The following is a 15,036-nucleotide window of genomic DNA, read 5'->3' as shown; positions in this document are numbered from 1 at the left end:
AACAAGAAGCTCTCGATGCGATGAGAAAGGAGGCCGCCCTCAGCTCTCGTCAGCTTCTAGTTCTTCGAAACGCTTAGCCTCGTCCAACAGCCAGTGTACAAGCTCTGTCGCATCATCCCATCCAAGCGAACGTTCTTCAGCAGCTTCACCTACTATGATCGTGATTGCATCAACACGGCTGAAGCCTCCGAAACGCACTAATCTGGACACCCGACCCGCTGCGTTTCGCGCTGCATTTCGATGCCTGTCATAGTCGCGAGCCGCATCCATCAGCGAGTGATTGCTCTCGGCTCGCTTCATCGCCTCCTCGAAGTCAACCTCGTGATCGCGATGCGCCACAATCGACGCGATTACGGCAGTGATGTCTTCAGTCGTTAGGCAATCCTCGTTCATGGTGCCGTGAGCACGGTGTTGAACCTTGGTGACGATGTTTTTGCAATCATGGCAGATGAAGGCATATCGATGCGTTCCAATCGTAATTGAACTGGTCGAATCCTGCTTCCGCAGCTGCAAATTTTTTGGATCAGTTTCCATGGACCAAACTCGCACACGATGTATTTGCGCCATCCAACTACCCTTGTTGGATTTGCGGCAAATCTCCCGCTTGTTCCTGCTGCAGCATTCACATTTCCAGTTATCCCCGACGGCGTCCCAGGTGCCACGTCCCTGCGGCATCGCTACGACCATTGTCTCGAACTCAGCATCAGTAGGGGAGAGCACCCGTTTCGGCTTGAGACGCTTCGGCCGAATAGATTGTCCCGCACCATCGTTGGAGATTGAGCGAGCATCCAGCAAGGTCGATAGTGTCTTTTCGTAGAGCTGCGGAAGGGCTGCCCTGATTTGCGTCAAGAAAAAGTGGCGATCTTCAAACGGTATGACGACGGTGCGACGTGACTGATCACGCCGATGCTTTCCATCTGCAAATCTCATGGCCATGCGGCGAGAAAAATCGACGCGGTCGGCAAAGTCATCCTTTGCATCCAGCCAAAGTTCGTTTGCAACGCGGAGGTTGACCTCATGGACCGTGTTGGGGACCGCTCGAATAAACTCTGATATTTCCGCAGGTGTAAACGTGAAGTTCGAATCAATTTGCCCCGATAGCAAACGCTTCGCTTCTCCGTCTGCAGCATTGCAGTCGGCGCATATAATGGTAGCACCAAATCTTTCCACAAAGATCAGCAATGCGTCTTTCGCATTCGCGATCTGTTCGTTCAGCAGTCCATCGCCGTCCACTTTTGGATTTGACGCATCGAACAGCTTACGGGCGTGATCACCTAAATGGTCGTGGTGCATCTCCAATCGACACAAAAGGACTCCGTTTGACCCAACGCGCGCTATCTCCGGCTTTGTGCGTCGGCAACATGGGCAACTCCACCCCGTCCATGTGGCCGCCCACCAGCAATTTAAGTCCAGCCGGTCAGCATCAAACCGCTGAAGGAGCTTTCTTGTTTGCTCGCTCCATCGACCATCACGATCACGGGCAAACTCGGACAGTTGCCCATCCGTCATAGCTTCAATATCAGGTACTTCCACGCTAACGCTTCGTTTAATAGCCACGTATCCACCTTGCATCAGCCGAACCGCTTTCGATATACCATTGGCTCACGAAGAACAAAATGGCAACATAAGGCCAAACTCGACTCGTCAACGAAATTCCAACGACGACACGACAGGTTGCGTCTCAGAGCAAGGCGTCAGAAACCTTTTGAACGTAGAGGTCAAACTCATCACGGAACGGACCACATTCAGAATGAACCTGACTTATGCAATTGGGGATATCCACGGCAGAGACGATCTCCTTCGCCTGCTCCTCGCAGCGATAAATGAAGACGCGGCCGATAGCGCTCGACGTTTCATATTCCTCGGCGACATCGTTGATCGTGGCCCGGACAGCAAGGAGTGCATGGAAATCGTCAGTCAGATGATGCTGCTACATCCAGGGTCCAAGTTCGTGCTGGGCAATCATGATGAACGCCTCTGGCATGCGATTACCGGTATTCTGAGACCAGACGAGCAGGCTGCTTGGCTCGAAGATTTTGGTGGCTGGCAAACCGTCGAGGCCTATTGTGGCGGCCACCGGCCATCACTCCCCGAGTTTACCGCCCATTTTCAAGAATTTTACGATCATCACCTCGAAATGCTGCAAGCAGCGGTCGACAAGGTGGAGACCGTCAATTTCTGCTTTGTGCATGCCGGTGTTCGGCCTGGCATCAAGTTGGAGGATCAGGACCCTCATGATCTCCGATGGATAAGGCATAGCTTCATCGATTTCAGCGGCGAGTTCGAGAAGACTGTCGTCCACGGACACACTATCACGGATAGCGGACTTCCTGAGGTACACGGGAACCGGATAGCTATAGATACCGGCTCCTACCGCACTGGTCGTATTTCTTCAGCTGTGTTCGCTGACGACGAACTCACAGGCTTCATTTGTGCCGAGAAGATAAACGGCAACGCCGTTATTCGCCGCTTTGACGCTAGAATGGAAACTCAAAACCAGAACGTTGCCACGGTGACTGCCGTCTAAGGCTATGTTGCCGCGCTCACTGATGCGGCCTTAGGGTCATCTGCCCAGAACTTCAAACTGAAATTGTTCAAGTATCCGTCCCGATCAGGAACTGCTGTGAATGTTTCCGGAATTTGGTGTCCATCGCCACCGCTCTCGAAATAGTCCCTCAGCGTATACAAAGCGCTTTTCATCAAATGCTGCCAGGTCGATGACAGTTCGTTCTGACGAATTTCCTCCTGCTTCGCTTTGCTCGGCTTCCGCTTTGGCTGCGGCTGCAGATAAGACGGCCGAGGAATGACCTTGTGGTGAAATGTGATGCGGCCTGTGTTCCAGTCGTCTTCGACCTCTTTCCGCCAGCGGTAAGAAATCGTCACTGACAGGTTGTTTGTGAAATCATGTGGCCAGTACACTCTGTCGTCGACATACCAATACGGGCGCTGACGTTCCTCAGTTTCCATTCGATGTTTCATCCTACCGAAGGCAAAGGATAAATCGGAGCCCATGCGCCTCGCGTAACCGTAGGTCTCCTCCCGCTTCTTCGCAGACTTCGCGTCCCGATACGCGTTCAAAGCCTTCTCGAAATAATGCAGCTTGCTCCCAACGTATTCACCACAGTCGCGTAGCCTGAGCCGGTACAGGTCGCCAAGCCATTCTGCTTCAATAGCCTCATCAATCAGCTTGGATAGTTCGCGTTCATCGATGCCTTTGATCGCCTCGATTTCTCGTTGTTCCAGGTTGATTTCACCCATTGGCCTCATCTCCTGCGTATGCTGCTGATGTTCGGCGATGAACGTTAACATGACAATCGATGATATGAACTATTCACACCCCTATGCTTTGTCGCTCGCTCTGTGGAGCTAATCACCAAAATCGGACTTGACGCAATCATTTTTGTTCTCTATTTGTTCGCTTTATGAAAAAGATCGCTCTGCACACCCTACGACTATCGCTCTGATCCGCCGCCTCTGCGGAGGCTGAGATTATTTGCGTTTAGGGTTTTGCGTATGAGCAGTCATTTGTCGGCTCCACCGGAGCAGCCGCTGTCATCAGCGACACCATTTTTTCCCCTTCATACAGTTCGTTGCGATGGCCCTGCCGTTTTCCGCAACCAGTTAGCCCGAGACATCGGATGCCTGTTGGATTTGGATGACGATGTCATCTCATGGTCCTGTGGGGCCGTCGAGTTGGCCATGGACGGTGTCACTCATGTTCCAGACCTGGTTGCCGAAAGCCAAAGCGGGATCGTTCTAATCGATGCGGTCACGAAGGCCGGACCTTCAGCCATAATCACTGAAATGGCTGCGGCAGCCGGATACCAATATCGCCCGTTATCCAGACCGGAACTGCCCGCCATACGATTGCGGAACGCGAAGGATTTGCTGCGGTACGCGCGATATAGTGTGACCCTTGATGACCGTATTCGTGTCCTGGCTGCCCTGGATGAGTGCGGTACAATGACTTTGGCTGAATGCCTATCCGGCTTTCGCACGACGCAGCCCCTACCGGCTTTCGCGTCAATGGTCCTCCAGCGCTTCGTAGCCATCGATCTTGATGATGCGCTTATCGGACCCGAATCCACCGTTCGCCGCTTTCGTGGCTGACCACTGGAACTTCGTATTGCGACACCGTCGCCGGAAACAATCCAATGTCGTTTATCAAAAAGAACATCAGCGTCACAAAATCAGTCCGGGACTACGCCCTGTTCTGCACATTCAAGCATGCACTGCGTCGTCATCCAGTCTTCGCATCGGGGTGGGCGGGGCTGGTGCTACTGAATGCTCCCGAGGGATACTTGCCGAAAGACTATGGCAACGCGGTACTGGCCGAACTCTATCCGAACGATGATTTTCGCCGGACCGACGCCGGGTTCATGTATATCTGCGTCAATGACAAGCCCTCCAAGGCCACGGCTGACTATGAGGAGGACTGCCAGAACAAAAAAAGGGCAGTCATTGTCGTAGAACATGGTGCGGTCGTACCGCCAGAGGTAATTCTGGGCGCAGACATCATTGTCAATATATTGCCTATCTCTGCTCGCGACTTTCGGGCAGCGTGCCATGTCGTTCTGGGAATGAAGGTTAGCGACGAAGAAGCCAACCGTGTCCTGCAGTACCCACATAATCACGTTTGGGCAGCACTGCGGCGGGGACGGCCGGTTTCCGACGTCATACGTCGGCTGTCCGAGGTCATTATCCAGCAGGACTTAACCGCACCGAAAAAGCCCGAAAGGGATGTGCCTCCATTGTCACTGATGCACGGGTACGGAGATGCCAAAAAATGGGGCATCGACCTGGCACGGGATATCAGCGATTGGCAAAACGGAGACATCACCTGGGACGATATCGATAGGGGAATTGTCTTGAGCGGACCTCCCGGCGTGGGAAAATCGATCTTCGCCAAAGCGGTTGCAATGGAGTGCGATGTCAAATTGATCGCCACTTCCCTGGGACGCTGGCAGGCTCGTGGGCATCTCGGAGATTTGTTGAAAGCTATGCGCGCAGACTTCGCTGCCGCCAAAGATGCCGCGCCAGCCATCCTGTTCATCGACGAGATTGACTCAATCGGAGACCGGGAAAAGTTCACGCAAGACAACAAGGATTACAGCGTTCAAGTTGTAAACGGGTTCTTGGAATGCCTGGACGGCCTGGACGGTCGTGAAGGTGTCGTGGTTGTCGCGGCGACCAACAATATTGCGAGAATTGACCCTGCGGTCCTGCGGGCTGGGCGACTGGATCGCCATGTCGAAATACCCTTGCCAGATGGGCAAGCTCGTTTGGCAATCCTGCACCAACATATCGACGGCATTATTTCGATTGATGGGCTCGCAGCATTGCGTGCTGCGACAGTTGGTATGACCGGTGCCGACTTGGCCAAAGTTGCCCGAGATGCTCGACGATTGGCACGCCGCGAAAAGCGAATGCTGACCGTTGACGATTTACGGGCTGCATTGCCCGAAGTCGTAAGGATCGACGGTGAATATCGCCGATCCATCGCCGTCCATGAAGCTGGGCACACAGTTGTCGGGAACGAGTTGAAACACGGAGCTTACCTGGGCACTCAGATTGTAGACCAAGTGGTCATGAATGGCGCAGATCAGCAAGGTGGAGCAGCCTATTTCGATCTGCCCAGAGTGTCTCGACGTGACCGTGATTTCTACCATGGCCAGATCACCATCATGCTCGCTGGACTGGCAGCAGAAGAAGTCGTTCTGGGGAGCACTAGTGACGGCGCAGGTTCCGGCAGCAATTCCGATCTGGCCATGGCAACACGAGTGGCAACGATCACCGAAACGATGTTCGGTATGGGAGCCAGCTTCCGCCACAGCCCAGCAACAAGCGATGAAGAATTGGAAAAGCTGAGAGCCGGTGACCGCGAACTGGCTTTCCGTGTCGACTGTAAACTCGCCGCTCAATTTGCTCGCGCCAAGGAAATCCTGGAAGGCAACCGTCCGCTGCTGGATGCAGTCGCTGACGCACTCGTGAAAAATGGGACGCTCACGCCGCAACAATACGAAGAGTTGGCCCGGCAGCATCAGGTGGGGCAGATGGAGCAGGCGACTGGAGTAAGTGATTTGAAAACAGATGCTTACGAAGTCAGTAATTCGTCGCGGCAGGCGAGTCTGAGCGGGGCAGCATAGTCGCCGCCTGTCGAAAAGTTTCGACAGGCCTAAAACCGCTAACCAAAACTGAACGATCAATGAAATGAGGGCTTAGCCATAATTCAGAAATGCAGATGACTCCTTGGTACCGCGTCGCTTAGGCTCCCGTCACGTTTGAATGGAGAACTAAACCGTGAAATCGGCAGCGCAAACACACCGAGGTCTATGGGCGTCTAGCCTGTAAGTGCGCTGAGTTCTTCTCGGCCGCTCACAGGCCGAACGTCCGCCAAAGCCAACTCTAACAGTGGAACGGTGGATATGAACGTGAAGAGTATGACATCGCCGATTTATCTGTGCTGCCTTGCGACCCTGTCGGGTTCCGAGGCAACGACTTGGCTCGTCCGCAAGCTCCTATCGCACATCGCGAACTGAATTCCGAAAACAGTCCGAAGTGTCCAAGGCTCAACCCATAGGTTGCGCCAATGATGGAGCATGCCATGAAGTATCCGGTGTCTCAATTCTTGCGTGGCGCAACGCCCGTTCAACCTACCGAGGTCGTCGCCCTCGGTATTGCCCGTGAACTGATCCTGAAAATAGCTGAGCTGCAGGAAGCCGCGAACTCTGCCCAGCACCGTCTCCCTGTGTCTTCGGGCAAGGGAGGCACACAATGAAAACTGGATTTGAACCCGGGAGCGCGCCAGTTTTCGAGCCCCCGCGCCGTGTCATGCATAAAACTCTGCCTGGCATCTTTCCGAGTAAAAAGGTGCAGGGTGGCTACGTGCGAACGAAATCGCCACTGATGATGGACGGCCTGTACCATCTGGACACTAATCCGGATGTCGTCCGCATCCTGCCTTACCCGATCCGGATCGAATACCCCTCAAACCAGGATCAGGCTGTCTTCTGCATGCGAGACCATACCTTTCAGATGGGTGTGGAGTTGCGCAACGGAGAGCGCATCTACATCGACTACGAGCCATACAACATACAGTTGGAACGGCCGTGGATTGCGGATCGCACCGCAAATCTGGTCCAGGTGACGAGGAACGAACTCGGCGCAAACTATGCCTTGCTCGACGAGCGGACGATCTACATTCAGCCGCGCTTTTCGAACCTGAAAGTGATGTGGGCACATCTGCATGTTTCTGACGATGAGGCGCTCATGGCTGTTCGTCGGGCCGTTCAGATCGTCGACCTGCCAACGACCATCTCTGCGGTCCGTCGGCAGGTGAAAGTGTCTGGCGTCAAATTCGAGGTCCTGGACCCTCTCGGTCACGTCATAAGCCAGCGATCCTTGGAGGAGGTTGATCGCGTGTTCACAGCCATCATGCAGATGATCAGCAAGGGCGAAATCGACATCGATTATTCGAAGCCCTTCGACGATTCATCTCTGCTGTTCGAACGTCGTTAGGAGCGCCGCATGTCAATCCGTGAACATCCTGGTGCATTCCTGAATCCCGAATCCCTGCCGGTCATCATGACGGCAGACGAACTTGACTTGCCGTTGCCTGAAAACGGCCAGTTCCAGCAAAAGTATGATGTGGCGGCGGGCACCCGGTACAACATCTGGTCGGGCGACCGGATGCGCATCGGATACTACATGGTGCAATCCTGCTCGAAAGATGACCGCTTCGGCGTCGTGATTGCGATGAACAATATCGTGACCCAGAGCACCGTGCATCTGACTACGTCGCAACTCGTCTTTCTGGAAACACACCGGCGGCTGAGGCAGGAAAACGGCAAACGATTGAACGTAAATGCGCCGGGTGCTGCCTTCCGATATACGGATGCCCAGTTGGCCAAAGGCAAGTTCTATCTGAGCTATGTAGAGGCCATCCTGCGCGCAGCGGAGCGTGAAGGTGTAGAACCAAAACGGGGATTGATAGAGCGCGTCGCAAAGGCCCACGCATTGGTGCGGGGCGATACCCGCCCACCTTCGTACAATACGCTCAGAGAGAAAATCGAGAATTATCTGCAGGCTTCGTCTGACATCGTCGGGGCGTTGTCTCCCGGCATAAGCTCTGGAAACAAGCGAGACCATTTTGGTGCGCATGTTGAGAACCTGATGGCAGATGCCGTCGAAAAGGCTTGTCGTCTCGACAAAGGAGACTGGCGGGACGTCAAGAAGTTCTTTCTGGCATCGTTGCATGAGCGCCCAAATCGCCACCTGTTGAAGGAACTTTGCAACGAGAAAGGCGTGTTGATCGAACCAAGCGACCACACCCTTCAGCGGCGCTTGGGGGCCATCGATAGGTTTCAGAGGGCGCTGTGGGGACGCGGCGTGGACTACGCACGCCAAAAGTTTAATATCTACATCACTCAAGCCTTGCCGGATCATCCGCTCGACATTGTCGACGTCGATTTCACACCCATCGATATCGTTGTGGTCGACGATGAGAGACCGATTATCTATGGGCGTCCCCACCTCATCGCTTTTCGCGACCGAAAAACCGGTTCGATCCTTGGGTACTCCATTAGCTTTAAGGGGGCTTCGTTCGAGCATTTCCTCGAAGGTCTGGTGCACGCCATCGGCCCGAAGGATATGTCGCAGTATCCTGGCTTAGAATGGAAGCAGTACGGCACCTTCCGAAGGCTCGGCGTCGATAATGACATGGCGCTGATCAACGACCATGTGCGTGACTCGTTGGCGCAATTGGGAATCCAGCTGATCGAATACCGACCAGGTCATCCGTGGGAAAAAGGCGCTGTCGAGCGGCTGTTTCAGACCATGAACCAGGACATCATCCACAATCTGCCCGGATCGACAAAAGGAAGTCCGAAAGAACGCGACTCGTTCGCTGGCAAAAACTCCGATCTCCCCATGCTCACGCTGTCCGAGCTGAACGATTTCATCATCCGGTACATCTGCAGCGACTATCATGTGAACCCGCATAAGGGCCTTGGAATGCTGAGAACCCTGGACGGGATTCCGAACCAGCTCTGGGATAATGGAATTCGCCATTCCCAGGCGAGGCGTCCTATCGATCCTGATGTCATCACCCGAATGATCGGTAACACAAAGGACGTGAGCGTCCGCGACGGCTGTGTGTGGTGGGATAATCTTATCTACTGCCATCCCGACCTGATCATCGTCCAAGCTGACGCACAAAACAGGACGGCGGTGCCAGGTGTTCAGTCCACCAAGTACAAGGCTTGGCGAAACCCTAGCAACCTGGACCATATTTTCCTGCTCAACCACCACACTGGCCAGATCATAGAGGTTCCGGTGCAGGAGGCTGACGCTTGGTACGCGAAGGGGCTGCGGCTCTACCAGCATCAGAAGGTTATGGAATACCTGAGAGAGCAGAAACGCGACGCTCGCGATTTTAGAAGCGCCTACAACGACTTCGCTGACAAACTGGAAGAGATCAACAAGATCAGAGTGAACAGGCGGTCTCGCCAGCAACTGGCAAAATTCCATGCGAGGGCCACCAACAAGTATCGGCGTACGCGCGTTGTCGAAATCGATCACAACGATCCTTCGGGTTCGGTGCCGATGAGCCTTTCTACGGTTGTGAACGCAGTCCCAGCGGTACAGCCGGTTTCACCAGCTCCGCGTCCCATGACGTCTCCCGCTCCCGACGTAACGCCACCGCGCCAAGAGGACGGCCGCAAATACTCGTTCGACCTGAGCCAGGACGATGACGACATCTCCAATTTGTTCAAGCGTAAGGATGATAAAGCATGATTTATCCGGATTTTCACACGAAGGCGTTCGAGACCGACGAAGAGCGACGGGCGGCTGCAAGCCTGCCTGCGGCCACCCGGCAGGCGATGATCAAGAACGTGCTCTATCCCTATGAGAAATTCGTCGAAATCAGCGATAAGATCATGAAGTTTCATCGTCCCGTAGAGGGCGGGGAGCCGGATACCGGATGGATAGCAGGACTGCTGGGTGAATACCGGTCAGGCAAAACGTTCATCCTGCAGAACTTTGCGCGGCAATTTCCGCCTCGTTTGACCGACAATGGCTTCGAGCACGACGTCGTCTACGTCCAGGCCCGTCAAGACTGGGATTCCCTGGAACTCGGGAAACAGATTTATATGATGACCGGCGTTCCTGCCGTTCCCCGGCTGACCATTGCATCGATGAACTCGAAAGCTGCGAGGCGTCTGATCGAATGCAAGACGAAGCTGCTGATCATTGACGACGCACATTGCCTGTTCGGGGCGGCTGGCAAGCGGCGTGCGGTGTATGCCTCACTCATCAAGTACCTGGTCGATCAGGCCAATGCTTGCAATGTGCTGTTGGCTGGCCCTGCTAGTATCGAGGCTCCGATGGATGCCGATCTCCAGATGAAGGGACGCGGTGGATTTCCGCGTTACCGCGTGGAAAGCTTCGATCCCAAAACCCCCGAGGGGCGCAACAAGTTTCGCATCTTTCTGCATGGAGTGGACCAGCGTCTGCCATTCCGGCAACTGTCCGACCTTGCCGCTAAGCGCTATCTGCCGGACCTTCTGGAGATGACCGATGGGTCTCTGGGATTGGCGATGAATATCGTCATTGCCGCAGGGTACGAGGCCATCAACGACGATTCTGCTTGCATCATGCCCCACCACCTCCGTTCTGCGGCCGAAGATCGGTTGCCGAGTGGGAGGACTTTCCAGCCATTTGCGGAGGTCCAGGCCCAATGACGATTGCCTTCGATTTGCGGACCGCACCATTCAGCAGGTGGGATGTCATCAATCAGGTGACGGAACCTGCCCACGGATACTATGCCCGTTTGGTTTCAGCGGAAGGGCATACGAGCGTAACGTCGTACAGCGACTGGATCGATGTACGGGCTCGCAATGTTAGCCCTGAGCACCTGTTGGACGTTATCGAGAAGCTTCCTCTGTCGGCTGACCGCTTGAACAGGTTACGTCGTGCGACACCAAGGCGTAACGGCGCAAAAGTGATGCTGTGCGATGAGATATTTCGTTACAGCGATTTTTCCTACACCAGGCGTCGCTGGTGTCCCGGTTGCCTTCACGAGCAGCCGTTTCATCGGGTTTGGTGGGATATCCAGGCGATCAGGCGGTGTCCTTTCCACGGGACGGCATTGGTCGACACGTGCACCAATGGCAAAACGCTGCATTGGTGGTGGCCAAACTTCGATATCTCACCCGATGGCGAGGTTCTCGGTCGCCCTATGGCTGTTCATGCTTCGGGCGCAACGCTGGAAACCTACCTCCTTGGTCGCCTGGGCTTCGCCGACAGGTCGTCTGCGCCACTTGTTGATACTTGCGACGCCGGTACGGTCATCGAGGTCTGCGATATCATCGGCAGGTTGCTCTGCAATCCTTGGTCGGCCGAGCTGCCCGAAATGCCGTCAGATGCGACGGAAGTTGGCTTCCAGGCTTTGAACCGCGACGGCCCTCATCTGGTGGAAACGCTGCGAGCCTGGATTCGTGCGCGAGTGCCAGTTGCCATGAAGACACGTGGATGGACCATTGTGTTTGAATGGGTCCGGATTCAGCAAAATGCCCTGGAGGACAGAAAGATCGCCGGGGTTATCAAGACCGCAATTCGCAAGGCCCTCGCACTCGAAGCTCGCGGGGCCGTGAACCCGATCCTGTCCGATGATTTCTTGAAGCAAGAGATCGGGTTGACGGAGTTGGCTGCTCGGATTGGGGTGAACAGGAAAGGTCTGCCTGCGGTGGCCGACGCACTTGGGCTTCTGCCTGAACGGGAATGGTACCGCGCGCCGGTCAAGTTCGATCCCGTAGAGGCAGACACTATCGAACATCACGTGCGTCGAATGATGACCCGTGTCGAGGCAGCAACGGCATTGGGTATGGCTTCACAGGACATTCAGCCACTCGTTGATGCAAGGTTTCTCCGGTCGTTCGGCAATATTATCGGCGACGGTCCGGTGGGCCACCGATTTTTGGTCGGCGACATCCAGAAGCTCTTGGACTTCACAGGTGGTTTGCCACAGATGAAGCACGCAAAATCGCGGTCCCTCACCACCTTCGCACGGAACGAGGGGTTGCGTATGGGCGATGCCGCAGTGAAGGTGATGAGCGGCGAATTACACTGCATTCGAGGCGACAATGGGAAGCGAGGTTTTCGGGCCGTTCGCGTCATATACTAAGCCCATCTCTCGGCATTAGTCCTCTCTGCAGAGAACACTTTCTGCGAGCAACGGCGATTGCGTTTCGCTGATTCCCATAGCTAATATGCTTCAGATCAGCAGAGTTGAAACATGTCGAAGACCCGAGACAATCACTACGTCGCTCAATGGTATCAACAAGGTTTTTTTGACGAAGGCCAGAAACATTATAGATACCTCGACATGCGGCCAAATATCATTGTGCTGCCTGATGGGCGAACATTCCCTGAAAAGAGCCTATTCAAGTCGGTCACTTCGCAGTGTTTTTATCAGACTGATCTTTACACAACATTCTTTGGTGACGCGATCAACGATGAAATTGAACGGAAGCTTTTTGGTCCAATTGACGACTGGGGATCGAAAGCTGTCAAGGCCTTCATAGGGGATGACGTTCGACTTTGGATGAAGCATTTCCAGCAGTTCTTCGAATATATCGACGCTCAAAAATTGCGGACGCCCAAAGGATTAGGCTGGTTGAAGCAGCACTACTCGACCCTGTCACAAAACGAGTTGATGCGTGAAATGCAGGGTATCCAGAGGATAAATTGCACGCTCTGGACCGAGGGATACCGAGAGATCGTTTCGGCTGAGGAGTCCGAGACCAAGTTCATCGTCACGGATCATCCCGTCACCATTTACAATTACGCTGTTCCACCAGAACACGAACTGTGCGCTGGGTTGAATGACCCAGCTGTCGCGTTGAAGGCCAGCCAGACAATCTTTCCGTTGAACAAAAATCTCTGCCTGATCCTCACGAATTTGGAATACGCAAATTCCCCTGAGAAGGTGGACCCTACGCAAAAAAGAACATTCGCGAGAAACTTTAGAAACTCCATGGTGCGCACTGACGCATTCATACGTTCCCGTAAACTGAGTTGTCTGGACGTAGCCCGTATTAACTTCATCATGAAAGCCCGTGCCAACCGATACATCGCAGCTGGCAAGGAAGAATGGCTTTTTCCCGAGAAGGTGGTTGATGACAAATGGAGCGATTTGCGTTTCACGTTGCTGCCGCCAGAAGTCGGTCGGATAGGCTTTGGCGGGGAGCTATACGCCCAATTCGAGAACGGCGACGTCTATTATCAAGATCAATTCGGACGGACAGAGAAAGAGCGAGAATTCCTGACCAAGCATGTGTCGGAGCACGAGCTAGGAGCAAACGATCCCTGTGGATGCGGCTCTGGAAAGAAATACAAAAAATGCTGCAAGAATAAAGCGGTCTCGCTGCGCCCATCATGGACAGAGTTGAGTGTTCGTGAGCGAAACATTTTCCTGATCAATGCTGCCTTGAACATCCTTGGCTTGAATCAAGAAAAGGATTGGGTTGAGGTCCGTCGCGAACTTACCGACGATAAAATTGCGCGTGTTTATTCCGTATACGAGGCGCTATGGCCTCTAGAGACCGATATCTTAAGCCTGCTGCCCAAGCCAGACGGTACGGCCCGAGCGGTGTATACCGGCGTTATCGAGCCGAAACTGATCGCCGAGTTTGCCATTGGCAGCTGCCTGTATTTTCCGGAACTATTTATAGAACACCCATTCCTTCATCCAGGGACAGTGAAGAAAGAATTCAGCCCCGTTGAGCATCCCGCGCGGTTCCACCAAGATTTCTTGAAAAGTGTATTTCTGCTCATCACGTTAGCGCCGCTAATTGAGGCTGGTATTGTTAATCTGGTCCCCGATCCGTGCAATTTCGACCCGCATCTGCGTAGTCAGATGATGAGCCTCGCTCAAGAGCGGTCTCGGTGGTTGAATAGCATGCCAGCTATGGACGCCAGGACCAAATGGCTCATGGCCGAGAATTTCAAACGGGGCATGAGTGCGTTGCCTGAGAGTGTGCGGCGCGCGCAGATCAAGGAGGCGATACCCGATTTAGATGAGGCCGAAATCGACAAACTTTTAGCTTTCCAGATGCGCATGCGGGAAGAGGACCCCTTTGCGGCTATTGATGACGGCATTGTCCAGCCCGGAGAAAATGGCGGCATTCTTCAAATGCTGAAAATGGCACCAAACTTCGAGATGACGATCTACCTCGCCCGAGCAACAGGGGCATTCATTGTGACCGACAGCGTTCACAGGTGGCACGAGCTTAAAGGCGCGCAGCAACGGAACATGGGCCTGCCTCTTTCACTTGCGCCAACCTTCTGCAGTCGGCTGGAGACGGAGCCTCATCGCTTTATCTGTGATAGCGGAGTCGTGGCAGCGATGAGGCTGAAAGGGGAAATGTCTGCCCACCGAGGGATGGTGCAGGACATCTATGATTTTGCGCGCTCCACTCAAAAGCGCGGACGTAGGAACAAACTCGAAAGCCAGATAGCGGCTCGATATGCCGCCGTTAACAGCGCCAGCCAGACTTTGATTCAGAAAACCACCGCGTATACCACCATGGGCAGAATACAATGCTTGATGCCAGAAGGAGGTCTGAACCACATCAACGTAAGCCGTATGTTGTTGACGTCAGGGGCGGAGCAGCATTTGGACAGCGTCCCTATGGCTTTCTTCATGGAAACGCTCAATGCGGAAGCCTATGAGCAAAACCTGTTGTGATTAGCGGTCGTTTGCACCCAGAGGCCTACTTCCTAACTGCTTCGTACGGGTCCATCCCTGACATCAGGCGCTCTTTGATTACTTTCATCCCGCCATTCGATCTTATCGTCAGGAATGAGATCAAAAGTCCGCTCGGAATGCAGTGGGGCAGGTGTCAAATTTTACGGTCGACCAATTGGCGTGAGGTGTTCAATCGCAGCGGCTGTGATCTGAGCGCGATGAGAGTCCCCGATCAAATCACGCATCTCGGCGTGAAGTTGTCGGTTTCAGGCTCGGAACGAACAGAG

At 54.0% G+C, this 15,036-nt stretch carries 11 protein-coding genes; 9 read left to right on the top strand and 2 right to left on the bottom strand.

What is annotated here, in order from left to right; genetic code table 11:
- Positions 1-39: 39 nt before the first annotated feature.
- Entirely contained in the window at positions 40-1,533 is a 1,494-nt protein-coding gene (locus V6S97_RS06130; RefSeq protein ID WP_334426287.1) for a hypothetical protein, read from the bottom strand.
- Positions 1,534-1,750: 217 nt separating this feature from the next.
- Between V6S97_RS06130 and V6S97_RS06125 the strand changes: the two genes are divergently transcribed.
- The gene (locus V6S97_RS06125; RefSeq protein ID WP_334426286.1) at positions 1,751-2,527 is read left to right on the top strand and encodes a metallophosphoesterase family protein; all 777 of its coding nucleotides are present in this window, start codon (positions 1,751-1,753) and stop codon (positions 2,525-2,527) included.
- Positions 2,528-2,529: 2 nt separating this feature from the next.
- Here the strand turns inward: V6S97_RS06125 and V6S97_RS06120 are convergent, their stop codons facing one another.
- Entirely contained in the window at positions 2,530-3,258 is a 729-nt protein-coding gene (locus tag V6S97_RS06120; RefSeq protein ID WP_334426285.1) for a hypothetical protein, read from the bottom strand.
- Between the two features lie 255 nt (positions 3,259-3,513).
- Here V6S97_RS06120 and V6S97_RS06115 point away from each other — a divergent pair, with 255 nt between their 5' ends.
- From V6S97_RS06115 to V6S97_RS06080, 8 genes are all read left to right on the top strand, one after another.
- Positions 3,514-4,110, top strand: a complete 597-nt coding sequence (locus tag V6S97_RS06115) for a hypothetical protein (RefSeq protein WP_334426283.1) — start codon at positions 3,514-3,516, stop codon at positions 4,108-4,110.
- Between the two features lie 44 nt (positions 4,111-4,154).
- Positions 4,155-6,146: an AAA family ATPase gene (locus tag V6S97_RS06110; protein WP_334426282.1), complete on the top strand. Its 1,992-nt coding sequence runs from the start codon at positions 4,155-4,157 to the stop codon at positions 6,144-6,146.
- Between the two features lie 458 nt (positions 6,147-6,604).
- The gene (locus V6S97_RS06105) at positions 6,605-6,778 is read left to right on the top strand and encodes a hypothetical protein (protein ID WP_334426281.1); all 174 of its coding nucleotides are present in this window, start codon (positions 6,605-6,607) and stop codon (positions 6,776-6,778) included.
- Positions 6,775-7,518 (top strand): hypothetical protein, encoded by a 744-nt coding sequence (locus V6S97_RS06100; RefSeq protein WP_334426279.1) that lies wholly within the window; start codon positions 6,775-6,777, stop codon positions 7,516-7,518. Before V6S97_RS06105 ends, V6S97_RS06100 begins: the two co-directional genes overlap by 4 nt.
- A 9-nt stretch (positions 7,519-7,527) precedes the next feature.
- Positions 7,528-9,795 carry a hypothetical protein gene (locus V6S97_RS06095; protein WP_334426278.1) on the top strand — a complete coding sequence of 756 codons (2,268 nt, stop codon included), beginning with the start codon at positions 7,528-7,530 and terminating at the stop codon, positions 9,793-9,795.
- On the top strand, positions 9,792-10,742 hold the full coding sequence (locus tag V6S97_RS06090) for a TniB family NTP-binding protein (protein WP_334426277.1): 951 nt from the start codon (positions 9,792-9,794) through the stop codon (positions 10,740-10,742). Before V6S97_RS06095 ends, V6S97_RS06090 begins: the two co-directional genes overlap by 4 nt.
- A complete protein-coding gene (locus tag V6S97_RS06085) occupies positions 10,739-12,184 on the top strand; it encodes a TniQ family protein (RefSeq protein ID WP_334426276.1) in 1,446 nt (481 codons plus the stop codon). Before V6S97_RS06090 ends, V6S97_RS06085 begins: the two co-directional genes overlap by 4 nt.
- A 111-nt stretch (positions 12,185-12,295) precedes the next feature.
- Positions 12,296-14,749 (top strand): DUF4238 domain-containing protein, encoded by a 2,454-nt coding sequence (locus V6S97_RS06080; RefSeq protein ID WP_334426275.1) that lies wholly within the window; start codon positions 12,296-12,298, stop codon positions 14,747-14,749.
- The last annotated feature ends 287 nt before the right edge of the window (positions 14,750-15,036 follow it).

The organism is Agrobacterium sp. CCNWLW155 (assembly GCF_036888815.1).
GTDB lineage: Bacteria > Pseudomonadota > Alphaproteobacteria > Rhizobiales > Rhizobiaceae > Agrobacterium > Agrobacterium radiobacter.
Note: the sequence above shows the minus strand (reverse complement) of the source record. Positions and strands in the feature narration are given on the sequence as shown.